Raw genomic sequence first — 24,974 nt, forward strand, 5'->3', positions numbered from 1 at the left:
CGGGCCCCACCGCGTGGTGGGGCCCGTACGGCCAGGGCCTGCTCTTCCGGATCGGGCCGGCTTGGTCCGACGGCACCTTGTGGCTGCCGCGACCCTCGGCAAGTTCCGGACGACAGGCTCTAGTTCGTGCCGATCCGCGCCAGCAGATCCACGATCCGCGACTGCGCCTCGTCGGTCGTCGCGCGCTCCGCGAGGAACAGCACCGACTCGCCCGAGGCCAGCCGGGGCAGGTCGCCGGGGTCGACGGTCGCGGTGTAGACGACCAGCGGGGTGCGGGTGAGCTGCCCGTTCGTCCGCAGCCAGTCCACGATCCCGGCCTGCTGCCGCTGCATCTGCATCAGATCCATGACGACGAGGTTCGGCCGGAACTGCCCGGCCAGCGTCACCGCGTCCCCGTCGCTCGCCGCCCGCGCCACCTGCATCCCGCGTCGCTCCAGCGTCGCGGTCAGCGCGAGCGCGATCTCCGCGTGCTCCTCGACCAGCAGCACCCGCGGCGGATGCTGCTCGCTGTCGCGCGGCGCCAGCGCCTTGAGCAGGACGGCGGGATCGGCGCCGTACGCCGCCTCGCGCGAGGCCTGGCCGAGCCCGGCCGTCACCAGCACCGGGACCTCGGCGGCGACCGCCGCCTGGCGCAGCGACTGCAGCGCCGTACGCGTGATCGGGCCGGTCAGCGGGTCCACGAACAGCGCGGCCGGGAACGCGGCGATCTGCGCGTCCACCTCCTCGCGCGAGTGCACGACGACGGGACGGTAGCCACGGTCGCTCAGCGCCTGCTCGGTCATGGTGTCCGGCGCGGGCCACACCAGCAGCCTGCGCGGGTTGTCCAGCGGCTCCGGGGGCAGCTCGTCGTCCAGCGGCTGCGGGCGCGGGGTGTCCGCGACCTCGACGGCACCGCCGGGACCGTCCAGCGGCTCGGGCCCCTCGGCGGCGTTCGCGTCCGGTGCCCCTATGGCGTACGAACGCCCGATGCCCTCGGTACCGGGGGCGAGCCGGGTCTGCCCTGCCAGCGAGGGTTCGGCGGCCGCGTGCGGCTTGCCGGGCTGCTCCGGCTGCGCCTCGGGGCGCGCGGCGGGGGGCGTCCCCAGCTTGCGACGCCTGCCACCGCCGTTCGTCCCGTGCGGGGGCGGGGTGGCACCAGGCTGCGGCGCCTGCTGGGCCTGCTGCACCTGCGCGGCCTGACGGACGAACGGCACGCCCTGGCCCAGCGTCCGCACGCTGAACCCCTGCCCCTGGGTGGAGGTCGGGTCGTACGCGGGCGCACCCGGCGCCTCCGCGGGCAACGGCTGCGCGGCACGCGGAGGCAACGCGGACGCCTGCGGCGCGGGTACCCCGGCGCCTGCCGTGTCGTCCTCGTCGTCATCGGGCCACGGCTGTGGCACGGGGGTCGTGTGCGCGGCTTCGACGGGCAGCGGCTGCGCCCCGGGCTGCGGGGTCCCCTGCGGCGCCGCCTCGGCGGGAGCCGGGGCCTGCGCGTGGATGGCTGCGCCCGGAACGGGCTGCCCGGCCACGGGCATCCCCTGCGCCGGGATCGGCGCGGGCTGCTGCGCCGCCACGGGCGCGACTTGGCCGGGCACCGGCAGCGGCTGCCCGGGCGCGGGTACGGCGGCGCCGGGAGCCTGAGCCGGGAGGGCGACGGCCTGACCGGGCACGGGTACGGGCTGGCCAGGCGCGGGTACGGCGACGGCCGGTGCCTGTCCGGCCACGGCGACGGTCTGACCGGGAACCTGAACCGGCGGACCGGCGACCGGAACGGCCTGCCCCGTAACCGGGACCGCCTGACCGGGAACCGCCGTGCCCTGACCGGGCACGGGTACGGGCTGCCCCGGCGCCGCAACCGGCTGACCGGGCACCGCAACCGGCTGACCGGGCACCGCAACCGGCTGACCGGGCACCGGGACCGCCTGAGCGGGAACCGGTACGGCCTGACCGGGCACCGGCGCGGGCTGCCCGGCCACGGCGACGGCCTGACCGACGGGCGCGCCCGGCTGACCTGAGGCCGGAACCGCCTGACCGGGCACCGGCGCGACCGGACCGGCCACGGCGGGCGGGCCCGGAACCGCACCCTGCTGACCAGGCACCGGTGCCATACCGGGAGCCGGCACCGCGCCCGGCTGAGCCGGGGGAGCAACCTGTGCCACTCCCTGCGCCTCCCGCGTCGGCTCGCTCGGCTGGGCCACCGCGCGGCGACGGCGTCCGGTGGGCGCGGTCGTGGGGTGCGGCTGGGGCGGAGTGTGATCGTCGGACTGATCGACGGGGACGGAGTCGTGCTGCCCCTCGCTGCCAGGAGCCGGAACCGGTGCCGGAACCGGAGCCGCCGCGGGCGCCTCCGGCGCGCGGTCGGCCTCGGCGGGCGGCAGTGCGAAGACGGTCCTGGGCCCCTGCGCGGCGGCCTCCGGCGCGGCACCGGCCGCTTCCGGCGCGGCGCCCAGCGCGCGGCGGCGCCGTCCGGTCGGCTGGACGCCCGCGGCCACCCTCGGGTCGGGCGCGGCGGGCAGCGCGGGCGGCAGGGCGGCCTGTTCCTCGCGTCCACCGGACGCGGGCACCCCCTGCGGGGGCACGGCCGCGCCGAGCCCCGAGGCCACGGCGGCCGTACCGGCGGCGTGCTCGGCCGCCGTCATCACGGCACCCTCGGCCACCGCGTCCTGACCGGCACCGGCGCCGGCACCGGCGTCGGCGGGCCGTCCGCGCCGCCGTCCCGTGCCGCCGGACGCGGCCTGCGCCGTCTCCAGGGCGGCAGGTCCGCCCTCCTCCCGGGCCGGGGCACCGCGCCTGCGGCGCCGTCCGGTCGGGGCGGGGGCGTCCGCGTCGCCGCTCACCGGACCGGCGGCGGACAGGTCGCTGTCGAGGAAGGCGTCGGTGGAGGAGCGCCGGGTCCGGCGCCCCGCGTCCTGCGCCTCCGGAGCCGGAGTCTCCTCGGCCGCGTCCTCCTGGACGGCCGGCAGCCGCAGGGCGACCGTCCCGGCGCCGCCGCCGAGCGGCACCTCCAGGACGTACGCGCTGCCGCTCATGCCCGGGACCTCGTGCGTCTGGAGCACACCGCCGTGCGCGCGGACGATCCCGCGCACGATCGGCTCGTGCACCGCGTCGCCCCCGGCGTACGGGCCGCGCACCTCGATGCGGGCGACCTCGCCGCGCTGGGCGGCGGCGACCACGACCGTGTTGTCCAGGTAACCGCCCGCCGAGACGGGCGCGTTGCCGGTGGCGTCCACGCCCGCGACGTCCGCCACGAGGTGGGCGAGCGCGGTGGCCAGGCGCTGCGGGTCGACCTCTGCCTCGATGGGCGGGGCGTGCACGGCGAACTGCACCCGGCCGGGGCCGATCAGCTCGACGGCACCGTCCACGCCGGCGGCGACCACGGCGTCCAGCATCACCTTCGTACGGGCGATGTCCTCGCTGCCGGAGTCCAGCCGCTGGTAGGAGAGGACGTTGTCGATGAGGGCGGTGATGCGGGCGTACCCGGCGGACAGGTGGTGGAGGACCTGGTTGGCCTCGGGCCACAGCTGTCCCGCGTCGTCGGCGGCGAGGGCGGCCAGCTCGCGGCGCAGCTCGTCGAGGGGGCCGCGCAGGGAGTCGCCGAGGAGGGTCAGCAGCTGCTCGTGCCGCGCGGAGAGGGCCTCGTAGCGGTCCTTCTCGCGCTCGGCGAGGGCCGCGTACCGCTCCTCGCCCGCCGCCAGCTCCTCCTCGTGCTTCTCACGCAGCCCGGCCAGCTCTGTGTCGCGCTCCTCGCGCAACTCCGCGAGCTGGGTGTCCCGGTCCTCGCGCAGCTCCTCCAGCTCGCCCACGTGCTTCTGGCGCAGCGCGGTCAGGTCGGAGGCGTGCTCCTCGGAGAGCTTCTCCAGCTCCTCGGCGTGCGCCTTCTCCAGCTCGGACTTCTCCACCGAGAGCGTCTCGTAGGCACGCCGGTCGGTGAAGGTCATCACGGCGCCGACGAGCTGGTCCCCGTCGCGCACGGGTGCGGTGGTCAGGTCGACCGAGACCTCGTCGCCGTTCTTGGCCCACAGCACCTGCCCGCGCACCCGGTGCTTGCGCCCCGAGCGCAGGGTGTCGGCGAGGGGGGACTCGGCGTACGGGAAGGGGGAGCCGTCGGCCCGCGAGTGCAGGACGAGGGTGTGCAGCTCCTTGCCGCCCAGCTCGCCGGCGCGGTAGCCGAGGATCTGCGCGGCGGCCGGGTTGACCAGCACGATCCGCCCGTCGGTGTCCGTACCGACGACGCCCTCGGAGGCCGCCCGCAGGATCATCTCGGTCTGCCGCTGCGAACGGGCCAGCTCGGCCTCGGTGTCCACGGTCCCCGACAGGTCCCGTACGACGAGCATCAGCAGCTCGTCGCCGGTGTAGCCGGAACCGTCGTACGCCTGCTGCCCGTTCTCCAGGTTCGCGCTGGTGACCTCGACGGGGAACTCGGTGCCGTCGGTGCGCCGGGCGACCATCCGCGTGGGCTTCGTGCGGCCGCGCGGGTCCATGTGGTCGGGGCGGCGCATGGAGCCGGGGATCAGCTTGGAGTCGAACTGCGGCAGCAGATCGAGCAGCCCGCGCCCGACGAGCGCCGTGCCGGGCGCCTCGAAGGTCTCCAGGGCGATGGTGTTGGCGTTGACGACGGTGCCGTTGGCGTTGACCAGGAGCAACGCGTCGGGCAGCGCGTCGAGTATGGCTGCGAGGCGAGCAGCGCCTCGGGATGGCCTGCTGCTCACGAGACGCTTCCTCCCTGTTACCGCACCTTGCCTACCGCTCGGGCCATCTTGCCAACCGGCCCGCGGGGTGTCACGCGAGGGAGTCTAAGGGCACCGGTCGCGCTCGCGGCGCCGGATACGGGGGAGGTCCCACGAGGAAGTGACCCCGAACATGTGCGCGCGTACGACGCGAGGGGATGCGCGCGCGTACGAGACGACCGCCCGTGCGCGTACGACGCGACCGCCGCCCGGCCCTCCCTTCTCCCTCAGCCCTCCCCTTCCGCGTCCCTTCCCGGCTTCTCCCCGCTCCCTCCCCTTCTCTCCCCATCTCTTCGTCACGTCCTCCGCCACGCCACGGAAGCCCTTTGCCCTGCGGCCCTCGCGCCTAGTACCGTGGGGGTCGATTGGTGACGCGGCGCTTGCCTGTGTCATCATCTGCACGCACCGATCGCGCGCTCGCGCGTGAACGGTTGTGCTGGAGGCGTCGCCTAGTCCGGTCTATGGCGCCGCACTGCTAATGCGGTTTGGGCCTTAAAGCCCATCGAGGGTTCAAATCCCTCCGCCTCCGCACCATCCCGAAGCCCCGGTCCCCAGGACCGGGGCTTCGGCCTTTCCGGAACGCACCCCGCCGTTTCCACCCCGCGCCCCACTCTCGGCGCACCCGCGTCACCCCGCCCCAGATCCGCGTTTCCGCAGGTCAGAGGGGGTGATCGGAACGGATTTCACATGACGGCGGCAGTCATGTAATGTTCTTCCTGTCGCCGGGACGGGCCGAAAGGGCCGGAACGGAAGACGAAAACAAAAGAACAAGCACTCGTAGCTTAACGGATAGAGCATCTGACTACGGATCAGAAGGTTGCAGGTTCGAATCCTGCCGAGTGCACACAGGTAAGAGGCCCCGGATCACTCCGGGGCCTCTTACGTTTCTGGGGTGTACAGCAGCGAAGTACAGCAACCGCTCTATCCGGCGCCGCCCATGGCGTCGGACAGCTTGCCGATCGCGGCCCGCACTTCTTCCTCGCTCGCTTCCGCGTAGACCTCCATCGTCATGGCGATCTGCGAGTGCCGCAGGATGCGCTGAGCCACCTTCGGGTGCACCTTGAGCGCGACCAGGAGCGAGCTGCATGTGTGCCGGGTGTTCCGGAGCGGGATCACACGGAGACCGGCGCGGCGGGCTCGGAGGGCGAACATGCGCGTCAGGTTGCCCGGCTCGATCGGGGTGCCGTACTTCGTGGTGAAGACCAGATCGTGCGTCCCCTGCCAGAGCTCCCCGGCCGCCTTGCGGTCTCCCGTCTGCTGAGCCCGGCGCATCCGAAGTGCCTTGGAGCAAAGCGCCGGCAGAGGCAGGAAGTCGTCGGACTCCTCGGTCTTGGTCTCCCGGTGCAGGATCTGCCGCCCGGCCCGCTGGATCTGGTGATCCACGTAGATCTCGCTCGTCTCGAAGTCGATCGACTTCCAGGTGAGCCCCAGCACCTCACCCCGGCGCAGACCGAGGCAGAGCACCAGCATCCAGGCCGCGAAGAGGTGATCCTCGCGCGCGGCGCAGTCAGCCAGGAATCGGCCCGCTTCCGCCACCGACCAGGGCTTGATCCGCCGACGCCGGGGCTTGGGGACTTTCACCAGGGAGGCCACGTTCTTGCCGATCTCTTCCTCTGCCACGGCGTGCGTGAGCGCGGCGCGCAGAGCGTCACGGGCCGCCTGGACGACACGGCGGGAGGGGTGCATCTCGCAGCACTCCCCGATGGCGCAGCAACGCTGCTGCGTGGGGCGGCGCTTGGCGTCCTTCCCCTGAGCACAGCACTGGCAGGTGGCCGAGAGCTTGTTGATCCACTCCCGCACGTCCCGCACCGTGAGCTTGTCGAGCCGCTTCGAGCCGAGGTGCGGAGCGATGTACAGCCGCACGGAGCCCTCGTAGGACACGTATGTCAGCGGCGCCAGGTTGGGCTTCACGATCTCTTCGAGCCAGTACGCCAGGAACACGGAGAGGGTGCGGTGACGGGTGGCCACCGGCCCCTTCTTCGCCTCGGCGTGGAGGGCGATCCACTTGTCGTGGACTTCGTCGCGGGTCTTGCCGTAGACGTACTTGCGCTTGCGCTTGCCGTCCGGGGTGTCCACCCAGGCGTAGGCGGCGAAGCCGTTCTTGTAGGGGTAGATCGAGCCTTCCCCGTTGGCGCGCTTGCCGCTCACGCTGACACCTCCTCTGCGGCGGTGGTGACGCGCTCGATGTAGTCGTCCACCCACTGGGGGAGGATGCGCCGGTTGCGGCCGACCTTCACCGAGCGGATCTCCCCGGTGAGGATGAGCATCTTGGTCTTGGACAGGCCGAAGCCGAGCATGGCCGCGACCTCGGCCGTGGTGTGCCACTTCGGTCGGATGATGGTCGTGGTCATGCTGCGAGTTCCTCCCAGTCGTCCAGGTCGTTCAGGGCTTGGCGTGCGGTCTCCCGGTTCAGCCGGATCTCCGTTGCGATCGATGCGGCGAGCCAGGACTCGCCGGGGGTGTGGCCTTGTCCGGCGTAGGTCCAGTGGGCGAGGACGAGCGTGGAGCCCTCCGTGTCGTCGAGGTCCTCGGAGAGCCCGCGTTCGCGGCGTTCCTGCCGGGCCCGGTAGTCGGCACGCACCTGACGCAGGGCACCCAACGTGGTGGAGTAGCGGCGGGACTTGGTGGAGAAGTGCCCGCGGAAGCCCAGCATGTGAGCCCACCGCGCCAGCATCCGGCCCGGGTAGGCGTCATCGAGGTCCCAGCACGCCTCGATGAGGCGCCGGGTGTGCTCAGGCAGCGGCAGCCGGTCCAACTCGGACAGCTCCCCGATGCGGTGGTCCACGGTGCCGGTGGTCTCGGCGGCTTTGGTGGCGTACTTGGCGACGTAGGAGGCCACGGCCTGTTCGGTCAGTTCCTCGCGGCCCAGGGCGCCGATGGCCTGTACGTCCACCTGTGTCCCCCAGCGCAGGACGCGGGCGGGGTGGTCGCCGGAGGCGGGGACGGGGACGGAGACGCGGGCGGCGGCACCGCGGATCGCACCGTCCAGGAGTGCGATGCTCGCCCACACCGGGGGCGGCGTGTCCGGACCCTCGGGACCGTCGAGGCGGATGACCGCGTGGAAGTGGATGGCGCCGCGCTTCTGGAACTCCGCGACCTTCCCGAACGAGACCCGGCACACCTCATTGAGAGCGGTCTGGGTGAGTCCGGCGCGGGCGGCGATCTCCCGGCGCAGGTAGATCGTGAACCGGCGCCACAGGTCCCCGGCATGGTTGTTGAACAGGATGGAGCCCGCGTAGTCGTAGCGGCCCGGATCGAGCGCCGTACCCAGGACCGGGGAGTCCTCGGCGTGAGCGGTTCCGCAGCGGCAGCGGCCGGAGTCCGGCCGGTTGTGGACCGGGCCGAACGACGGGGCCGTGAGGGTGGCGAACACGCGGGGGTGATCGCGGACCACCGGGGAGACCCCCTTGAGCGGGTCGCCGGTGATCCCGGCGCGGATCAGGTGGTAGGTGTCCCCGGCGTACGTCCACGCGCACGCGGGGCAGCGGGAGGCACGCCGGTTACCGCACGCGACGCGTAAGGCTCCGCCGGGCTCGTCAGCAGTTGTGTAGGAGTAGAGGACTTCGCCGGTCGTACGGTCGCGGGTGGTGGTCTGGCCCATGAGCCGGATCGGGTGCGCACAGCCGCCCGTGCGCCGGACCTGCTCCTGCCAGCGGTCGAAGCCGGGCGCGTTCGCCACCCGCAGCAGATCCGCCAGCGTCAGGGGGTCGGTGCCCAAGGAGGCCGCGACACCGGCCACGGCCTCCGGAGGGACGGGGAACACCGTCACGCTCAGACCTCCACCACGCCGGTACCGACGCAGACCGGGCACCAGATGTCGAAGCCGGTCGTGTCGTAGCCGGACCCGGCGCAGTCGTCGCAGGCACCCCAGGACCGGTTGGCGTACTCCGTCGCGCACTCGGCCGGAACCGGGCAACGGCGCTCACCACAGACCGGGCAACCCCGGCCCCCACGCACCAGACGAACCGGCGCCACGGACGACTCGGCCGACGAGGCGGCGGGCGCGATCACCACAGAAGCAGGCATGATGGGGCTTCCCTTCATGGGGGCGAGAGCGGCGATCTGACTTGGCGGTTGGGCGCCGCTCTCTGCTGCGGCAGAGGAGGTTAATCCTCTTGCTCAACTTGTTGGTACAAGCATGGGGTGATGTGTAGGTCACGTCAAGCGATTCGACGTCACATGTACCAACAAGTTGACTGAGTGCGTCATGATGGAGGCATGAGCAAGCAGCCGAAGTACCAGCAGGTGGCCGACGCCCTGCGTCGAGAGATCGACAACGGCACCTACGAGCCCGGTGCGAGGCTGCCCTCGGAAGCCGACTTGGCCGCCCGGTTCGATGCGTCGCGGAACACCGTGCGCTCCGGCCTGAGCCTGTTGGTCAGCCAGGGCCTGATTTCATCGAGCCAGGGACTCGGCTACGAGGTGCGGAAGCACGAGGTCTTCGAGCTGAACGCCTCCCGCTTCGAGAACCTGAACTTCCCCCAGAACGGCGATGCGTACTCGACGGACGTCACGAGCGCTGGCCGCCGCCCGCACCAGACTTTCCGAGTCGAGGTGACGACCACGCCGGAGTACGTCGCGCAGCGGTTGAAGGTGGAGCCGTCCTCTCGCTCCGTTCTGCGGTTCTGCCACCGGTTCGTGGACGACGTGCCGTGGTCGACTCAGGCCACGCACTATCCGGACTGGCTTATCCAGGAAGCCCCGAGGCTCACTGAACCGGGCGACATCGAAGAGGGCACCACGCGCTACCTCGCGAGCCTCGGCATCGAGCAGGTGGGTTACGCCGACGAGATCGCGACCCGGATGCCCACCCCGGAGGAAGCCCGTCTTCTGGAGATCGGTGCTGGGGTACCGGTGCTTCTCTGGACCCGCACCGGCTACTCCGCAGATCGGCCCATCCGATGCACCGTCACGACCCTGCGTGGCGATCTCAACCGCATGAACTACGAGATCGGCGACCTGTCCGCCCGAGACGAGAACGAAGCCAAGTGAAGATCACGAGCGCTACCCCTGCCGACCTCGATCGGCTGCTGTCCTTCCGCCAGGAGGCGGCCTCTTGGATCGGCAAGCTCGGTAGCGATCAATGGAGCCGCCCCTATCCGGCAGACCGGTTGCTAGCGACGATCAACGCGGGGACGGTCTTCATGCTGCGAGACGGCAACGTGACGGCTGGGACGATCACACTTACCGCCGAGGCGGAGGAAGGCTTGTGGTCGGAGGCTGAACTGGGAGAGCCGTCGATGTTCGTCAACAAGCTGACCGTCGCACGGGAGTACGCGGGTCAGAACCTCGGGGGCAGGCTCCTGGACTGGGCAGGTGGCCGCGCTTACCGATCTTCTGCCAAGTGGCTGCGCCTAGACGCTTGGACTACCAACAGCCGTCTCCAGCAGTACTACTTGGCCCAGGGCTTCGAGCACGTCAGGACCGTCCGCGAAGGCGCTGCCGTCAACGGCGGACCGCGAGTTTCCGGCTGGCTCGCTCAACGGCCTGCCCGCCCGGCCGCACACGGCTTCACCGACGAAACCCCGTCGCCTGAGCCGCTGTTCACCTGATCCGTTACGGGTTTCTCTACCTCATCAAGCCCCGGCTGCGCTCCGCTTCGCCGGGCGCGCTTCCCGGCTCCGCTGCGGGCAACGCTCCTGCCTCCGGCCCGCTCTGCCCGCGCTGCGCCGACGCGCGCCCTGAGGCAAGGTGGGCCGGGCGGCATGAGGCCAGAACACGTCGTGGCTGGGGCGGTCGGCTCCACGGCTTTAGGCAGCCACTTTGGGGGGAGCCTCGAAGATCATGGCCCCAACGTCGTGCTTTAACGGGCAGGTCCACAGACTGCCCGACTCGCCGGAAGCTTACGGGGCCATGATCACTCCCCCCAAAGCAGCTCCAGCCCAAAGCCGCTCCACCGACCTTCGAGCGCAGGTACCGTAATCAAGTGCCTGAGGTTGATGAGGAGCGCGTATTCGTTGCTGTCATCTGCACGGACCGGCATCAACACCGTCGTATCCGGCTGACGACCGCTCGACTTCACCGCAGCGATCGAGGCATGAGCTTTGCGCTTGAGCACTTTGCGCCTCCCATGTCGGATGCCGAACCGAGGTCGATGATCGGGCGGGAGTCGTACACGTTCCTATGCCCGAAGTGCCGTCGTACCCCGCAGATCAAGGCTGACAGGTGGTGGTCACTGCTCGACGCGGTGGCTGATGCAGGGCAAGACGAACTTGACATCTCCCTGCTACCTTGAAGGGGTCGTGCCACGGCACGGCCCCTGTGCGAGGACGGGGTTACTTTCCAGCCGATCGATGATCGGCCTACGTCGCTTAAGCCCGCTCATCCGGTGGGTAGCTTCGAGCTGCCAACGGAGAATACGTGCAGGGCTTCATCTACGATCTGATCACCAATGCGGCTAGTTCGCTCGTGATCGTGTCAGTGAATTACGCGGTACGCCGAGCAACCCTCGTTTGGCGTGCCAACCGCCGCAGACGGAGCGAGGAGGGGGCCCCGGACTCCGACTCCTGACGCTAGGTCAGTGGGACGCCAGCGGTTCTTGCGGTACAGCAGCGGAGTACAGCAACTACAGCAACTACGCATGGTCGTTGGTGCCCCCCACTGCCTGCTCGGCAGCCTGTATGACCGCTGACGACCGATCTCTATAGAGCTACGGATCAGAAGGTTGCAGGTTCGAATCCTGCCGAGTGCACAGCGAAGAGGCCCCGGAGAGATCCGGGGCCTCTTGCGTTTCAGAGGTGTACAGCAGCGAAGCACGGCAACCGCTCTATCCGGCACCGCCCGAAAAGCGGTCGTGTGATGATGGCCCCCATGTGGGGGGTCGAGCGTCGTTCGGCGCACGGTGTGATGTCTGCCGCCGTGGTCGCAACAGTCATGGCACTGACAGGATGCAGCGGGATTCCGCGGCCGGCCGGCGACCCTGATCCGGGGCATCGACGGCTCAGGGCGATTCACCCGGTGCTGTCCGTGGTGCCGTCGGGCGCACACGTCACGCTGAAGCAGAGCTTCGAGCCGCGATGGAACTCCTGCGACGGAACAAGGTCGACCTACGGTTGGAACGAGGCGACCGTCGCCGTCGACTTCATCGGAGGCGGGTCCGAGCCTCGGGTAGCGGCACATATAGGGGCCGCCATGCGGGATCTGGGGTGGACGTCGGACCAAGGCTCGCTCGCTCAGGGCTCGTGGACGTGGCACAAGAAGTTGGCCGACGGCAGCCAGGCCACGGCGCAGCTGATCGGACCCGGTGAGCCACCTGACTGGAATTTGCAGGCGACGGCGCCGCCCGCTGCTCACCCGGTCAAGGGCTGCTGAACGCCACCAACGGACAGCGTTCCAAGAACGCGCATGTCAACGTTTCCCCGCGTCAGGCCGCGTCCGCGTACGCGATCTTCCAAACCGGGGCGCCGGCGGATCTGCTCTCACTGTCGGCTCCTCCGGACCCTCGGCCGCCGGCGGGCGGCGGCCGCCTCTCCCTGTCCGCTCACACCCAGGACTCGACGTCCACCACGGCCTCGACCGGCACTGCCCCGTACACGTGCGGGAACTCCTCGCCGTTCGGCGGCATGGCCTCGTACCTCAGCGGGACGTCGAGCCTGGCCGGGTCCACGACCAGTACCACCAACTCCTCGGGGCCCTCGTGGTCGCCGTAGAGGAAGGCCGCGATACGCGGGAGCTGGTCGCGGGTGGAGAAGTGGATGAACCCCTCCTGCTGGAGCGTGCGGCCGCGGGTGGACATCTCGTAGGTACCGGACGCACGGGCCGCCTCCCACAGAGAGCGCTCGGTGATGTGCACGATGTGCTGAGGCTTCGGCATGTGGCCACGCTACGGGCCCGGCCCCGCCGCGTGCATCCGTGAACCGCCTCGGTCCGGCGGGCCGAGAGCCCGGGCGACGATCGAGGCACGGGCGGATACGGGTCGCGCCTCAGCCCTCCTTGTCGTTCAGGCGCTCCAGGCTCTCGTGGGCCAGGGCCGTGCCGCGGGTGAACCAGTCCGTGAGGACGCCCAGTTCGTCGGGGGAGTAGTCCGCGAAGAGGGCGATGAGGTTCTCGTAGTGGCTGGCGTACTCCGCCCCGACACGGATCACCGCTTCCGGCACGGCGGCCACGCGGACGCGGCGGCGGTCGGCGGGGTCGGGGCGGCGGGTGACGTAGCCCGCGCGTTCCAGGCGGTTGAGGATGCCGGTGACCGCGCCGGTGGTGACGTGGGCGCGGGCGGCGATGTCGCCCGCGGTGAGCAGGTCGTCGCCCGCCTCCAGGACGAAGCCGAAGCAGGTGAGGTCGGTGACGTTCAGGCCCAGCCGCCGGGCCATCTCCTGCTGGCCGATCAGATGGGCGGCGATGAGGTGATCCATCGCCGACAGCGCCTGGGCCGGCGTCGCGGGCGGTCGGGCGGGGCGGTCCATCTGGCCAGATTCCTTAGCTTGTGAGATATTCGGGAGACGAATCTCTTAGTTGGTGAGATATTCCCCAGGAGGGGTCTCCATGAGTCTGTACGACGAGGGTCACACGATCGCGGGCTGGACCGGCGTCGGCGTCGCCACGGCGGGGGCGTGTGTCCTCGGGGTGGGTGTGTGCGTGGTGTCCGTGCCTTGTCTCGTGGGGGGTGCGGTGATCGTGGGGCTGGGGGCTCTCGTCACCTGGGTCCTGCATCTGGCGGGCTGGGGCAAGCCGCCGGGGGTGCGGCCCCGGGAGCAGTGGGGGATGCGGGTCCGGGACACGGCGGCCAAGGACGGGCATCCGGGGTGCGTCGGGTGCCGGATGGCCGGGCGGGGGCGGAGTCGGGAGCACGCGCTGGTGGGGACGGGGGCAGGCGCGGAATCGATAACTCTGTCCTCTGTCGAGTGAACGTGCGCTGTGTGCAGGGCAGTTGGTGAGAGGCGTCCCTAGCTTCCGGGGTGGAGGTGATGCTCGACGTAACGAGCGGGACGTGAACGGCACGGGTTCCCGGGACGCGGCGACTCCGCGACGCTAAGCGATCGAGATCAACGACTTCGTGTACGCGGCCACCGGAGCGCGGCTGCGAAAGGCTCACCCTGCCGCACGGCACGATGTCAGTGTCCTCCCCTACTCTCGGCACCCATGGCACCCGCACGCGTATGGAGATGTTCCGGACTCCGCTGGACCCCGGAGGGGCCCGTGCTGGTGTGGGGCGGTGGCCGGCGCAGCCCGCTGACCAGAGGGAAGGCAATCGCCTTCGGTGTGGCGGAGGAGACGGCGCGCCGATGTGTCGGCGCGCGGGGGAACGACTGTCCGGTGCGCGCGGCGGTGTCGGGAAGAAGCACCGGTGCCCGGTGCGAGGAGTGTGCGCGGCTGGACCGGGCGCACTCGGTGGCCGCCGACACCCTGGCCGACGATCCGCGTCCCTACCGTGTCTATCTGGCCTGGTTCGGCCCCGGCATGACCAAGGTCGGCATCACGGCCGCCGAGCGGGGTTCCGCGCGCCTGCTCGAACAGGGCGCCGTCTGTTTCAGCTGGCTCGGCACCGGCCCCCTGATGGCGGCCCGCCGCACCGAGGAGCTGCTGCGCGCCGCACTGAACGTGCCGGACCGGGTGCCGTACGCCGAGAAGCGGGCCGTACGGGCGCATCTCCCGCCGACCCGTGCCGAACGTGCCCGAGAAGTGGAGGACTTGCACGTTCAGGCTCGCGCCCTTCCCGCCTGGCCCGAGTCCCTCGACCCCGCTCCCTGCCAAGTCGTGGACCACGTGGAGGCATTCGGCATCCGGCGCGACGAACCCGCCGTCGCCGACGTACGCGAGCTGGTCCCCGGCGGTGCCCTCGGCGGAGAGCTGGTCGCCGTCGCGGGACCCGATCTGCACCTCGCCGTCGACGGTCACGGGGTCGTCGTCCTCGACACCCGGCTGATGACCGGCTGGGACCTCGTGACGCCACAGGCGTCGCACAGCGATGAACCCACGCTCCCGACAAGGAAGTTCACGGCCAAGCAGGCCGATCAGCAGGACGGCCTCTTCTGACGGGACGCGCCCCTCCGCCGAACGGCCCCCGTCGCAGCCCCGGCTCCCCCAACAAATCCCCATCAACCCCCCAAGCGAATCCCGCCCTTCGCCCAAGCAACTCCCCAATCACCCCTTTCCGATCGCTCCTCGCGCATTTCTCAGCGAAATCACAGATTCCCGAAAGTCTCTTCTCAGAGGCCCCGGACATGGTTCCGCCATGACCACGACCTCGCCCCAGGGGCGCACCGAACTGCTGAGGGCGGACGGGAGTCCCGTCCGTGTGCTGGTGGTGGACGACGAGCTGTCCATCACCGAACTGCTGAGCATGGCCCTGCGGTACGAGGGCTGGCAGATCAGGAGCGCGGGGGACGGTCAGGGCGCGCTGCGCACCGCACGGGAGTTCCGGCCCGACGCCGTGGTCCTGGACATGATGCTGCCGGACATGGACGGCCTGGCCGTGCTGAGCAGGCTGCGCCGTGAACTGCCCGACGTACCGGTGCTGTTCCTCACCGCCAAGGACGCGGTGGAGGACCGGATCGCCGGGCTCACGGCGGGCGGCGACGACTATGTGACCAAGCCGTTCGGCCTGGAGGAGGTCGTGGCCCGGCTGCGCGGGCTGATCCGCCGCTCCGGGGCGGCGGACCGGAGGTCGGATTCCATGCTGGTGGTCGGGGACCTGACGCTGGACGAGGACAGCCACGAGGTGACCCGGGGCGGTGACTCCATCCACCTCACCGCGACCGAGTTCGAGCTGCTGCGCTTCCTCATGCGCAACCCGCGCCGGGTGCTCAGCAAGGCGCAGATACTGGACCGGGTCTGGTCGTACGACTTCGGTGGGCAGGCCAACGTGGTCGAGCTGTACATCTCGTATCTGCGCCGGAAGATCGACGCCGGACGGGAGCCGATGATCCACACGCGGCGCGGCGCGGGGTATCTGATCAAGCCCGCCGTGTGATGAGCGGGCGACGGCGGCCGCGCGGGTCCGGCGGACGCCTGACAGCGCGACCGCGCACGCTGCGGACCCGGCTGGTCGTCGCGTCCGTGGCACTGCTCGCCGTGGTGGTCGCGGTGATCGGCACCGTGACCACGCTCGCCCGGCACGAGCTGCTCTACCAGCAGCTCGACCGCAAGGTGTCGGAGATCGCCCAGCGCGCGGTCGGTCGCCCGTTCCCGTTGCCCGACACCGCGAGCCCCGGCGGCCCGGCGGGCGGAATCGCCACTCCGGCGGACACCTGCGCCACCCCGGCCCAGAAGGTCGGCGCGCTGCTCACCAAGGGACCCCGACGCCGAAACTGACCGTCGCCGGGTACGTCAGCGACGGCGAGGTCGTCTCCGCGGCCGTGTCCCGGCGATGCTCGACCCGCACTTCCTCCGCGACCGCGGGTTCACCTGCGCGGTCGCCGGGGTCGTGCTCATCGTCTTCGGGATGGGCGGGGCGCTGTTCCTGCTCACCCGGCACCTCCAGTTCGTGCTCGGCCACTGCCCGCTGGAGGCGGGGTGCGCACCGCGCCCCTCGCCCTTGGCATGGTGCTGATGGCAGGAGGGCTCGTCGCCATCGCCGAGCCGGCCGCCGCCGGGTACGGCGGCACGCTGCTCGGGCTCGTGCCGATCGGCGCCGGGTGCGCGATCGCCAATCCGGCCATGGCGCACGCCGTCATGAGCGCGATCCCGCCGGACAAGGCGGGCGTCGGCGCCGGGATCAACGGCACGCTCGCCGAGTCCGGCAACGGGCTCGGGCAGGGACGGCTCACGGGCGCGGTCGCCGTACTCGCGGGCGGGTTCGTGGCGGCGGGACTGCTGCGGCGCGCGGAGCGCACGGCCGCCTGGGAGACGGAGATACGGGTATGCGGCCACAGGACCGCCCGGCAGGTCTGGCATCGTGACCGGTGACCGGGCCAGCGACGAGGAGGATGCGCCGATGGCGAAGGCGGAGCGGTCGGCGCGGGACAGTGTCTGGCTCGGCGGCAAGGAGCGGCGCGGCACCCGTGCGGGCCAGCCCTCGGGGCTCGACCGGGAGCGGATCACCACCGCGTCCCTGCGGTTGCTGGACGCCGAGGGACTGGAGAAGTTCTCCATGCGACGCCTCGCGGCCGAGCTGAACGTCACCGCGATGTCCCTGTACTGGTACGTCGACACCAAGGACGACCTGCTCGAACTCGCCCTGGACGCGGCCTTCGGCGAGCTGCCGCTGCCCGACCCCGAGGACACCGGCACCGACTGGCGCGGCCGGCTGCGTGAACTGGCCACCGCCTACCGCTCGTTGCTCGTGCGCCACCCCTGGCTGTCCCCGCTCGCGGGCCGCTACCTCAACATCGGCCCGAACTCCCTCGCCTTCTCCCAGGGCATCCGCCTCGCGGTGCGCCGGGCGGGGCTGCCCGCGCACGGGGTGACGGGGGCGATCTCGGCCGTCTTCCAGTTCGTGTACGGCTTCGGCACCATCGAGGGCCACTTCTTCGCCCGGATCACCGCCACCGGCCTGAGCCCGGACGAGTACTTCGCGCAGGCCATGACCTCCTTCTCGGAGATCCCCGGCACCGCCGAGATGTTCCGGGAGTCGAGCGAGCTGATGGCGGCACGCGGCGGCGACACGGTCGAGGAGATGCTGGACCGCGACTTCACCTTCGCCCTCGACCTGCTGATCGCGGGCATCGAGGCGATGGTCGCACGCGGCCGAGGGACGACGGACGCCAGGCCCTAGTCCCCCTCGACCAGCCGCGCCGGGAAGCCGCCCGTCGCCACCGGACCCCAGCGCTCCGGCGTCACCCGGACCACGGACTTGCCCTGGCGGATCATCGCCTGCCGGTACTCGTCCCAGTCGGGGTGCTCGCCCGCGATGTTGCGGTAGTACTCCACCAGCGGTTCCAGGGAGTCCGGCGCGTCGATGACCTCTGCCGTGCCGTCGACCTGGACCCAGGGCCCGTTCCAGTCGTCGCTCAGCACGATCACACTGACCCGGGGGTCCTTCCTGATGTTCCTGGTCTTGGCCCGCTCGGGGTAGGTGGCGGCCACGATCCGCCCCGAGTCGTCCACCCCGCAGGTCAGCGGGGACCCCTGCGGCCCGCCGTCGCCCCGCCGGGTCAGCAGGATCGCGCGGTGGCGGGGGCGTACGAAGTCCAGCAGTTCGTCCAGCGTCACGCGGGTGTTGGTCGCGATATTCGGCATGGCGGCAGCCTAGGACGACAGCGGCCCGGCCGGGGTGCGCCCGGCCGGGCCGTTGTCGGATTCCTGCGTCGCGTCGGAGCGCGTGTGTCAGAGCACGCGTCAGAGTGAGGGCAGGGTGTCGCCCTGGACCGCCTGGATGTCCAGTTCGACGCGGAGGGTGGTGCCGATGGCGGCGATGCCCGCCTGGAGGACCTGGTTGTAGTTCATCGCGAAGTCGTCGCGGTGCAGCTCGGCCGTCGCGCGGAACGCGGCGCGGGTGCCGCCCCAGGGGTCGGCGCCGGTGCCGAGGTAGGCCAGGTCCAGGTCGACCGGTCGCAGAATCCCGCGCATCGACAGCTCGCCGTGCACGGTCCAGCGGTCCGGTCCCGCCTGGGTGATGCCCGAGGAGCGGTAGGTCAGCTCCGGGTGGTGCTCCACGTCCAGGAAGTCGGCGGAGCGCAGATGGGTGTCGCGCAGGGTGTTGCCGGTGTCGATGGACTCGGCCCGGATCACCGCCTCCACCCGGGACTTGGCGAGGTCGTCGGGGGCGATCTCGATGCTCCCGCCGAACTCCGTGAACCGGCCCCGCACACTGGAGATCCCCAGGTGCTGGGCGACGGCGCCGACGGTGGAGTGCACCGGGTCGATGGTCCAGGGCCCGGGCGGCGGCAGTTCGGTGCCGCCCTGGCGGGCCAGGGTCACCGTGCCGATCTCGGCCCGCCCGCTCGCGGTGACGAAGGCGCTGGAGGCGACGGGCGCGTACCCCACGGCGGTCACGATCACGGTGTACGGCCCCGGCGCCAGCGCGGTGGTGTCGTGCACGGCGCCGTCGTCGTCGGCCTCGGCGCGCAGCACCTGTGTGCCGGTCATGTCGGTCACCGTGACGACCGCGTGCGACACGGCCCAGTTGTCGCGGGTGCGGATTCTCGCGGTCAGTGCCATCCCGTTCTTCTTCTCCCTGCGCGGGACCTGCGCGTGCTGGTCCCCGCGTGTCGTTCCCAAGGGACCGGCCCGTGGCGCGCCCCCACGCACCACGGGCCGGCTCGTCGAACTACTCGCCCGGGTGGGCGAGTTCGATGTCGTGCCCGTCGGCTCCGGTGCCGGAGACGGTGAGCGCGGTGGCCACCGGCGGGTATCCGGTCGCGATGACCGTGTAGTCGCCCGCGTCCAGGTCGGTGAAGGCGTACTCGCCGTCCGTCCCGGTGGTGGCGGTGCCGACCACGTTGCCCGCCTGGTCGACCAGCGTCACGCGGGCGTCGGCCAGCGGCCCGTGCGGGGCCCGGACGACACCGCGCAGCAGCGCGCCGGTGTCCAGCTCTGCCTCGACCCGGGTGACCCCGGTGGCCGCGACCTCGACCGGCAGCGCCCGCGGCCGGTAGCCGCTCGCGTTGACCGCGACGGTGACGGTGCCCGGCACCAGGTCGGTGAAGGCGAACTCGCCCTGCTCACCGGTGACGGCGGAGGCCAGCAGGTCCCCGCGCACATCGGTGACGACGACCATCGCGTCCTTGACCGGCAGCGCGCTCCCGGCCGCCCGGACCACACCGGTCAGGCCGCTGGTGCCGCTGAGCAGGATGTCGTAGGTCAGCGGCTCCTCGCCCACCACCACGGTGGACGCCTGCGGCTGGTAGCCGTCGGCGGAGGCGATGAGGACGTACGAGCCGGCGCCCGGCGCCCGGACGCTGTACGCGCCGTCGGCCTGGGCGACCGCGCGGCCGAGCTGGCGCCCGGTCAGCGAGATCAGCGTGACGGCGGCCTGCGGGACCGGCGCGCTCTCGGCGCCCCGGACGTGGCCGCCAACCGGCGTGCCCGCGTCGGTGCCCGACGGGGACTCGGCCACGGAGGCGACGGCCGTGGTCGTGGCGTGCGCGGCCGGAGCCGTGCCGTCGGCCTGCGGTGCCGGCTCGGACGCGGCGCCCACCAGGACCGGGACCTCCTGGGACTCGGCGACCACCGGGGCGGCGGCCGGGTCGATCGGGGCCTCGGACTCGGCGCTCTGCGCCAGCGCGCCCTTGGTCCGCAGCGGGACCTCCTTGATGAACAGCGTGATCAGGAAGGCGACCGCCGCGAGGAGACCCGCGATGAAGAACACGTCCGCGATGCCGTGGCCGTACGCGCTCTCCAGGAGCGTGCGCAGCGGCGCGGGCAGCTTGTTCATGTCCGGGATGGTGTCGGTCGAGCTGGAACCGGCCAGCGCGGCCTGGTACTTCGGGCTGAGGGCGGAGATGCCGTCCTTGACGTAGTGCGTGATCCGATGAGCCATCACCGCGCCGAGCGCCGAGACGCCCACCGCGCCGCCGAGGGAGCGGAAGAAGGTGACCGTGGAGCTGGCGGAGCCGAGGTCCGAGGGCGCCACCTGGTTCTGCGTGGCGAGCACCAGGTTCTGCATCATCATGCCGATGCCGAGACCCAGCAGGGCCATGTAGATGGCCATCTTCCAGTAGTCCGTGTCGTACCGGATGCCGCCGAGCAGCAGCAGACCCGCCGTGACCAGGACGCCACCGCTGACCAGCCACGCCTTCCAGCGCCCGGTGCGGGTGATGAACTGACCCGAGACGGTCGAGGAGATGAACAGACCGCCGATCATCGGGATGGTCAGCACGCCCGACATCGTCGGGGACTTGTCACGGGCCAGCTGGAAGTACTGGCTGAAGAAGACGGTGCCGCTGAACATCGCGACGCCGACGAACAGCGAGGCGAGCGAGGCGAGCGTGATGGTGCGGTTCCTGAACAGCCGCAGCGGGATGATCGGCTCGCTGGCCTTGGCCTCCACGAGCACGAACAGCGCGCCGAGCACGATCGCGCCGGCGACCATCGTGTAGGTCTGCCAGGAGACCCAGTCGTACTTGTCACCGGCGAAGGTGACCCAGACCAGCAGCAGCGAGACGGCCGCCGAGATCAGGAACGCGCCGCCCCAGTCGACCTTGACGTCCCGCTTCACGACGGGCAGGTGCAGGGTCTTCTGGAGCACGATCAGCGCCAGGACGGCGAAGGGGACGCCGACGTAGAAGCACCAGCGCCAGCCCAGCCAGGAGGTGTCGGTGATGACACCGCCGAGCAGCGGACCGCCGACGGTCGCGACCGCGAAGGTCGCGCCGAGGTAGCCGGAGTAACGGCCGCGCTCGCGCGGGGAGATCATCGCCGCCATGACGATCTGCGCCAGGGCGGACAGACCGCCGACGCCGATGCCCTGCACCACACGGCAGGCGATCAGCATGCCGGGGTTCTGTGACAGGCCCGCCGCCATGGAGGCGACGACGTAGATGACCAGGGCTATCTGGACGAGCGCCTTCTTGCTGTACAGGTCGGCGAGCTTGCCCCACAGGGGAGTGGCCGCGGTCATCGACAGCAGGGCGGCGGTGACCACCCAGGTGTAGGCGGACTGGCCGCCGCCGAGGTCTCCGATGATGTGGGGCAGGGCGTTGGAGACGATCGTGGACGACAGGATCGCCACGAACATGCCGAGCAGCAGCCCGGAGAGCGCCTCCATGATCTGCCGGTGCGTCATCGGGGCGTGGTCGGCGCCTCCCCCGTGCTTGGCGTGAGCCCGCACACCGGCCGGTGTGGTCGTTGCCATGGGCTTCCTTTTCTTACGTGTTCGCGGGTGTACGGGTGGTTTCTTCGACTACGGGGGCGCCCTGTCTCGGCAGCCCGCTGCGGCAGTCCCCGAAGGACGCGCGCAGCCGGGTCATCAGCCGGATGAGCTGGCCGACCTCGTCGTCGGTCCAGTCGCTCAGCCGCTCGGCCAGCAGCCGGCTGGACCGCAGCGACAGCTCCTCGAGCTGTCGTGCTCCGGCCGGCGTCAGGCGCAGGATGCGCGAGCGCTTGTCGGCGGGGTCCGGCGACCGTTCGATCCAGTCGCGGGCCGCGACGTGCGCGACATGCCGGCTCGTGACCGACATGTCCACGGCGAGCAGCTCGGCGAGCTTGCTCATGCGCATGGCTCCGTGGCGGCCGAGCAGCGTCAGCACGGCGGCGGAGCCGGCCGGGCAGTCCGGGGGCAGAATGCGCCCCATGTCGCGTTTCACGGCGCCGACGGCACTGAGCTGACGTGCCAGTTCCTCGAACTGCGCCTGCTCGGCCATCACACCTCCCGTATTCGTTGCTTTGGGCAACCATAAGAGTGTTTGGTTGCCACAGGCAAATAAAGAGGGGTGGTCCGGCGCAAAAACTTGGCAAAGGCAAGTATTGCGATCGTAAATACGCAGGTGGCTGCGGGTGACGTGCCCGCGTCTGTCCCGGTGGCCCCGCACTTGGGCCGCAACCGGGGATTCGCTAGTGTCTCGGCCCATGGCTAACACCCAGGGCCCGCAGGGCAATTACGACCCCGCCGGCAGCACCCAGATGTTCCGCGCGTTCGTCGACGACGCTCCTCCGCCCGCCCAGCAGCAGGCGGCCTCGTCCGGTCCGCGCGTCGGTCTGATCATCGGCGTCGTCGTGGCCGTGGTCGTCGTCGCCGCGGTGGCGTGGCTGGCGCTCGGTTAAGGGACGGGCTCCGTCAGGAGCCCCTCCGACTCACCCGATGTGGCGGACTCGGCGTGGAGCGAATCGCTCCACGCCGCCGTCTTTTCCGCGTCCTCGGCCGGTCGCTCAGTCGGCGACCAGGCCCTCCCGCAACTGGGAGAGGGTGCGGGTGAGCAGCCGGGACACGTGCATCTGGGAGATCCCGACCTCCTCACCGATCTGCGACTGCGTCATGTTCGCGAAGAACCGCAGCATGATGATCCGGCGCTCGCGCGGCGGCAGCTTGGCCAGCAGCGGCTTCAGCGACTCGCGGTACTCCACGCCCTCCAGCGCCGTGTCCTCGTAGCCGAGGCGGTCGGCCAGCGAGCCCTCGCCGCCGTCGTCCTCGGGGGCCGGGGAGTCCAGCGAGGACGCCGTGTAGGCGTTGCCCACCGCGAGGCCGTCGACCACGTCCTCCTCGGAGACCCCGAGCGCGGCCGCGAGTTCCGGCACGGTCGGGGAGCGGTCCAGGCGCTGGGACAGCTCGTCGCTGGCCTTGGTCAGCGCCAGGCGCAGCTCCTGGAGCCGGCGCGGCACCCGCACCGACCACGAGGTGTCGCGGAAGAACCGCTTGATCTCGCCCACGACCGTCGGCATCGCGAACGTCGGGAACTCCACGCCCCGTTCGCAGTCGAAGCGGTCGATCGCCTTGATCAGGCCGATGGTGCCGACCTGGACGATGTCCTCCATCGGCTCGTTGCGCGAGCGGAAGCGGGCCGCCGCGTACCGCACGAGCGGGAGGTTCAGCTCGATGAGGGTGTCGCGGACGTAGGCGCGCTCGGGGCTGTCCTCGGAGAGCGCGGCAAGGCGCAGGAACAGGGAGCGGGAGAGGGTGCGGGTGTCGAGGTCGGCCGTCTCCGGGACGGGGGCCGGGGCGGCCGCCGCCGCGGGCGCGGCGTCGAGAGCCGTGGTGCCCTCGAAGGTGTCGAGGACGTCGAGAGCGTCGAGCTTCTTGGGCGCTGCCTCGCTCTTCGTGGGCGTGAGCACCTTCGAGCTGCCCTGTTCTGCGGACATGCCACCCCCTTTGGGTCGCGGGACGGTCGGCGCGCTGCCTGGAGGCAACGCGACCTTCACCTGAATACCGGAGCCGGAGCCTCGGCAAACGCGCTTCCCGCAGAATGTCACATGTCGGCAACGCGCTGAAGTGACATGTCGACACGTGAGACGTCAATCGCCCCTGGAAGAAGGCGGTCTGACGGGCTTTCGGCGCACAACTGTCGGCATCGGACCGGATGCGTGATTCGCTCCGGACGGTGATCGTTCGCTCCTGCTTGCGAACGCGCGCTACCTGCGGTTTTCGGCTTTGTGCTCCCGTGCGCCGGTCATGCCTCGATCCGGTTGGCGGATCTGAGCCGCTGGAAGCTGCGCGCGAGGAGTCGCGAGACGTGCATCTGGGAGACACCCAGCTCCGCGCTGATCTGTGACTGGGTGAGGTTGCTGTAGTAGCGGAGCAGGAGGATGCGCTGCTCCCGCTCGGGCAACTGGACGAGGAGGTGGCGGACCAGGTCGCGGTGTTCCACGCCGTCGAGGGCGGGGTCCTCGTAGCCGATGCGGTCGAGCAGCCCGGGCAGCCCGTCGCCCTCCTGGGCGGCCTCCAGTGAGGTGGCGTGGTACGACCGCCCGGCCTCGATGCAGGACAGCACCTCCTCCTCGCTGATCCGCAGCCGCTCGGCGATCTCGGCGGTGGAGGGGGAGCGGCCCATGGCGGTGGTGAGGTCCTCGGTGGCGCTGTTCACCTGTACCCACAGCTCGTGCAGCCGGCGCGGTACGTGGACGGTGCGGACGTTGTCGCGGAAGTACCGCTTGATCTCGCCCACCACGGTCGGCATCGCGAACGTCGGGAACTGCACGCCCCGCTCGGGGTCGAAGCGGTCGATGGCGTTGATCAGGCCGATGGTGCCGACCTGGACCACGTCCTCCATGGGCTCGTTGCGCGAGCGGAAACGGGCGGCGGCGTAGCGCACGAGCGGGAGGTTGGCCTCGATGAGGGCGCCGCGGATCCGGGTGTGCTCCGCAGTGCCCGGCGTCAGGTCCTTGAGCTGGGCGAAGAGGACCTGGGTGAGGGCGCGGGTGTCGGCGCCCCGGCGCTTCTCGGGTGCGGGCTGTTCGGGGGGTGCCGGGGCGGGGGCGGGTGCCTCCGCCTGGGGCGGCGCAGAACTGGCCGACACGGTCAACGCCACCTCTTCATCGGTCAATCATCCGTCAAAAGCGGTCATAGCATCACAAGACATGTGCACTGTGTGCAAGCACCGCATCACGTCGTGTTGGGCTCAAACGCCCCCAACTCGGGTATCCGGAAACGCCGAAAAGCCCCCCGCCGTCGGTGGCGGAGGGCTGGGGGCGAGGGGCCGTGAGGTTGGCGGGCCGCCTCAGAACTCGTAGTCGGCGATCACCCACGTGGCGAACTCCCGCCACAGGGCGACGCCCGCCTGATGGGCGGGATGGTCGATGTAGCGCTGCAGCGCGGCGGTGTCCTCGACCGAGGAGTTGATCGCGAAGTCGTAGGCGATGGGGCGGTCGGAGAGGTTCCAGCCGCACTCCCAGGAGCGCAGCTCCGGGACCAGCCCGCCCAGCTCCTCGAACGCGGCGGCACCGGCGATCACCCGGGGGTCGTCGCGCTCGACCCCGTCGTTGAGCTTGAAGAGGACCAGGTGCCGGATCATGGGATGT

At 70.9% G+C, this 24,974-nt stretch carries 23 protein-coding genes, 2 tRNA genes and 1 pseudogene; 11 read left to right on the top strand and 15 right to left on the bottom strand.

All coding sequences use genetic code 11. From position 1 onward, the window contains the following. Window positions 1-119: 119 nt before the first annotated feature. A complete protein-coding gene (locus ACWEEU_RS22705) occupies window positions 120-4,688 on the bottom strand; it encodes a PAS domain-containing protein (protein WP_451734596.1) in 4,569 nt (1,522 codons plus the stop codon). 456 nt (window positions 4,689-5,144) lie between these two features. Here ACWEEU_RS22705 and ACWEEU_RS22710 point away from each other — a divergent pair. Beyond that, window positions 5,145-5,235 (top strand) — tRNA-Ser (locus tag ACWEEU_RS22710). 242 nt (window positions 5,236-5,477) lie between these two features. Further along, a tRNA-Arg gene (locus tag ACWEEU_RS22715) sits at window positions 5,478-5,550 on the top strand. 77 nt (window positions 5,551-5,627) lie between these two features. On the opposite strand, the gene ACWEEU_RS22720 is transcribed toward ACWEEU_RS22715, so the two are convergent. The 4 genes from ACWEEU_RS22720 to ACWEEU_RS22735 are packed head-to-tail and all read right to left on the bottom strand — an operon-like array spanning window position 5,628 to window position 8,732. Beyond that, a complete protein-coding gene (locus ACWEEU_RS22720) occupies window positions 5,628-6,854 on the bottom strand; it encodes a tyrosine-type recombinase/integrase (RefSeq protein WP_451734598.1) in 1,227 nt (408 codons plus the stop codon). Continuing rightward, complete coding sequence (locus ACWEEU_RS22725; RefSeq protein ID WP_451734600.1) at window positions 6,851-7,057, bottom strand: excisionase family DNA-binding protein; 207 nt, start codon at window positions 7,055-7,057, stop codon at window positions 6,851-6,853. The genes ACWEEU_RS22720 and ACWEEU_RS22725 overlap by 4 nt, the downstream gene beginning before the upstream one ends. Then, a complete protein-coding gene (repSA, locus tag ACWEEU_RS22730; RefSeq protein WP_451734686.1) occupies window positions 7,054-8,445 on the bottom strand; it encodes a replication initiator protein RepSA in 1,392 nt (463 codons plus the stop codon). The genes ACWEEU_RS22725 and repSA overlap by 4 nt, the downstream gene beginning before the upstream one ends. A 32-nt stretch (window positions 8,446-8,477) precedes the next feature. Next, on the bottom strand, window positions 8,478-8,732 hold the full coding sequence (locus ACWEEU_RS22735) for a hypothetical protein (protein WP_451734602.1): 255 nt from the start codon (window positions 8,730-8,732) through the stop codon (window positions 8,478-8,480). Window positions 8,733-8,924: 192 nt separating this feature from the next. Here ACWEEU_RS22735 and ACWEEU_RS22740 point away from each other — a divergent pair, with 192 nt between their 5' ends. Both ACWEEU_RS22740 and ACWEEU_RS22745 read left to right on the top strand, forming a co-directional pair. Beyond that, window positions 8,925-9,698: a GntR family transcriptional regulator gene (locus tag ACWEEU_RS22740; protein WP_451734604.1), complete on the top strand. Its 774-nt coding sequence runs from the start codon at window positions 8,925-8,927 to the stop codon at window positions 9,696-9,698. Then, window positions 9,695-10,258 carry a GNAT family N-acetyltransferase gene (locus ACWEEU_RS22745; RefSeq protein WP_451734606.1) on the top strand — a complete coding sequence of 188 codons (564 nt, stop codon included), beginning with the start codon at window positions 9,695-9,697 and terminating at the stop codon, window positions 10,256-10,258. Before ACWEEU_RS22740 ends, ACWEEU_RS22745 begins: the two co-directional genes overlap by 4 nt. A 305-nt stretch (window positions 10,259-10,563) precedes the next feature. Here the strand turns inward: ACWEEU_RS22745 and ACWEEU_RS22750 are convergent, their stop codons facing one another. The 3 genes from ACWEEU_RS22750 to ACWEEU_RS22760 form a co-directional block, all read right to left on the bottom strand. After that, entirely contained in the window at window positions 10,564-10,764 is a 201-nt protein-coding gene (locus ACWEEU_RS22750; RefSeq protein WP_451734608.1) for a hypothetical protein, read from the bottom strand. A 1,422-nt stretch (window positions 10,765-12,186) separates the two neighbouring features. After that, window positions 12,187-12,519 carry a DUF952 domain-containing protein gene (locus ACWEEU_RS22755; RefSeq protein WP_451734610.1) on the bottom strand — a complete coding sequence of 111 codons (333 nt, stop codon included), beginning with the start codon at window positions 12,517-12,519 and terminating at the stop codon, window positions 12,187-12,189. Window positions 12,520-12,628: 109 nt separating this feature from the next. Further along, window positions 12,629-13,108 carry a MarR family winged helix-turn-helix transcriptional regulator gene (locus tag ACWEEU_RS22760; RefSeq protein ID WP_451734611.1) on the bottom strand — a complete coding sequence of 160 codons (480 nt, stop codon included), beginning with the start codon at window positions 13,106-13,108 and terminating at the stop codon, window positions 12,629-12,631. Between the two features lie 79 nt (window positions 13,109-13,187). Here ACWEEU_RS22760 and ACWEEU_RS22765 point away from each other — a divergent pair, with 79 nt between their 5' ends. From ACWEEU_RS22765 to ACWEEU_RS22790, 6 genes and pseudogenes are all read left to right on the top strand, one after another. Continuing rightward, on the top strand, window positions 13,188-13,550 hold the full coding sequence (locus ACWEEU_RS22765; protein ID WP_451734613.1) for an HGxxPAAW family protein: 363 nt from the start codon (window positions 13,188-13,190) through the stop codon (window positions 13,548-13,550). A 234-nt stretch (window positions 13,551-13,784) separates the two neighbouring features. Beyond that, window positions 13,785-14,678 carry a DUF2797 domain-containing protein gene (locus ACWEEU_RS22770; protein ID WP_451734615.1) on the top strand — a complete coding sequence of 298 codons (894 nt, stop codon included), beginning with the start codon at window positions 13,785-13,787 and terminating at the stop codon, window positions 14,676-14,678. Window positions 14,679-14,877: 199 nt separating this feature from the next. Further along, window positions 14,878-15,615: a response regulator transcription factor gene (locus ACWEEU_RS22775; protein WP_451734617.1), complete on the top strand. Its 738-nt coding sequence runs from the start codon at window positions 14,878-14,880 to the stop codon at window positions 15,613-15,615. After that, window positions 15,615-15,956 carry a hypothetical protein gene (locus ACWEEU_RS22780; protein WP_451734619.1) on the top strand — a complete coding sequence of 114 codons (342 nt, stop codon included), beginning with the start codon at window positions 15,615-15,617 and terminating at the stop codon, window positions 15,954-15,956. The genes ACWEEU_RS22775 and ACWEEU_RS22780 overlap by 1 nt, the downstream gene beginning before the upstream one ends. Window positions 15,957-15,999: 43 nt before the next feature. Beyond that, window positions 16,000-16,550 (top strand): annotated as a pseudogene (locus ACWEEU_RS22785) (hypothetical protein); the annotation flags it as partial. Window positions 16,551-16,578: 28 nt separating this feature from the next. Beyond that, window positions 16,579-17,358, top strand: a complete 780-nt coding sequence (locus ACWEEU_RS22790; protein ID WP_451734688.1) for a TetR/AcrR family transcriptional regulator — start codon at window positions 16,579-16,581, stop codon at window positions 17,356-17,358. On the opposite strand, the gene ACWEEU_RS22795 is transcribed toward ACWEEU_RS22790, so the two are convergent. From ACWEEU_RS22795 to ACWEEU_RS22810, 4 genes are all read right to left on the bottom strand, one after another. Continuing rightward, complete coding sequence (locus ACWEEU_RS22795) at window positions 17,355-17,822, bottom strand: PPOX class F420-dependent oxidoreductase (RefSeq protein ID WP_385746297.1); 468 nt, start codon at window positions 17,820-17,822, stop codon at window positions 17,355-17,357. The genes ACWEEU_RS22790 and ACWEEU_RS22795 overlap by 4 nt on opposite strands. A gap of 99 nt (window positions 17,823-17,921) precedes the next feature. Next, window positions 17,922-18,743, bottom strand: a complete 822-nt coding sequence (locus tag ACWEEU_RS22800; protein WP_385746299.1) for a YceI family protein — start codon at window positions 18,741-18,743, stop codon at window positions 17,922-17,924. 109 nt (window positions 18,744-18,852) lie between these two features. Next, a complete protein-coding gene (locus ACWEEU_RS22805) occupies window positions 18,853-21,378 on the bottom strand; it encodes an MFS transporter (RefSeq protein ID WP_451734621.1) in 2,526 nt (841 codons plus the stop codon). A 13-nt stretch (window positions 21,379-21,391) separates the two neighbouring features. Further along, a complete protein-coding gene (locus ACWEEU_RS22810) occupies window positions 21,392-21,886 on the bottom strand; it encodes a MarR family winged helix-turn-helix transcriptional regulator (protein ID WP_385746303.1) in 495 nt (164 codons plus the stop codon). A 205-nt stretch (window positions 21,887-22,091) separates the two neighbouring features. Here ACWEEU_RS22810 and ACWEEU_RS22815 point away from each other — a divergent pair, with 205 nt between their 5' ends. Next, on the top strand, window positions 22,092-22,286 hold the full coding sequence (locus tag ACWEEU_RS22815; protein WP_385746305.1) for a hypothetical protein: 195 nt from the start codon (window positions 22,092-22,094) through the stop codon (window positions 22,284-22,286). A gap of 105 nt (window positions 22,287-22,391) precedes the next feature. Here the strand turns inward: ACWEEU_RS22815 and ACWEEU_RS22820 are convergent, their stop codons facing one another. The 3 genes from ACWEEU_RS22820 to ACWEEU_RS22830 all read right to left on the bottom strand — a co-directional run bounded on the left by ACWEEU_RS22820 (window position 22,392) and on the right by ACWEEU_RS22830 (window position 24,967). Next, the gene (locus ACWEEU_RS22820) at window positions 22,392-23,318 is read right to left on the bottom strand and encodes an RNA polymerase sigma factor SigF (RefSeq protein WP_199581704.1); all 927 of its coding nucleotides are present in this window, start codon (window positions 23,316-23,318) and stop codon (window positions 22,392-22,394) included. Window positions 23,319-23,626: 308 nt separating this feature from the next. Beyond that, window positions 23,627-24,478: an RNA polymerase sigma factor SigF gene (locus tag ACWEEU_RS22825; RefSeq protein ID WP_385746344.1), complete on the bottom strand. Its 852-nt coding sequence runs from the start codon at window positions 24,476-24,478 to the stop codon at window positions 23,627-23,629. A gap of 195 nt (window positions 24,479-24,673) precedes the next feature. Then, a complete protein-coding gene (locus ACWEEU_RS22830) occupies window positions 24,674-24,967 on the bottom strand; it encodes a Dabb family protein (protein ID WP_385746309.1) in 294 nt (97 codons plus the stop codon). Window positions 24,968-24,974: the final 7 nt, after the last annotated feature.

This window comes from Streptomyces sp. NPDC005004 (genome assembly GCF_053600675.1).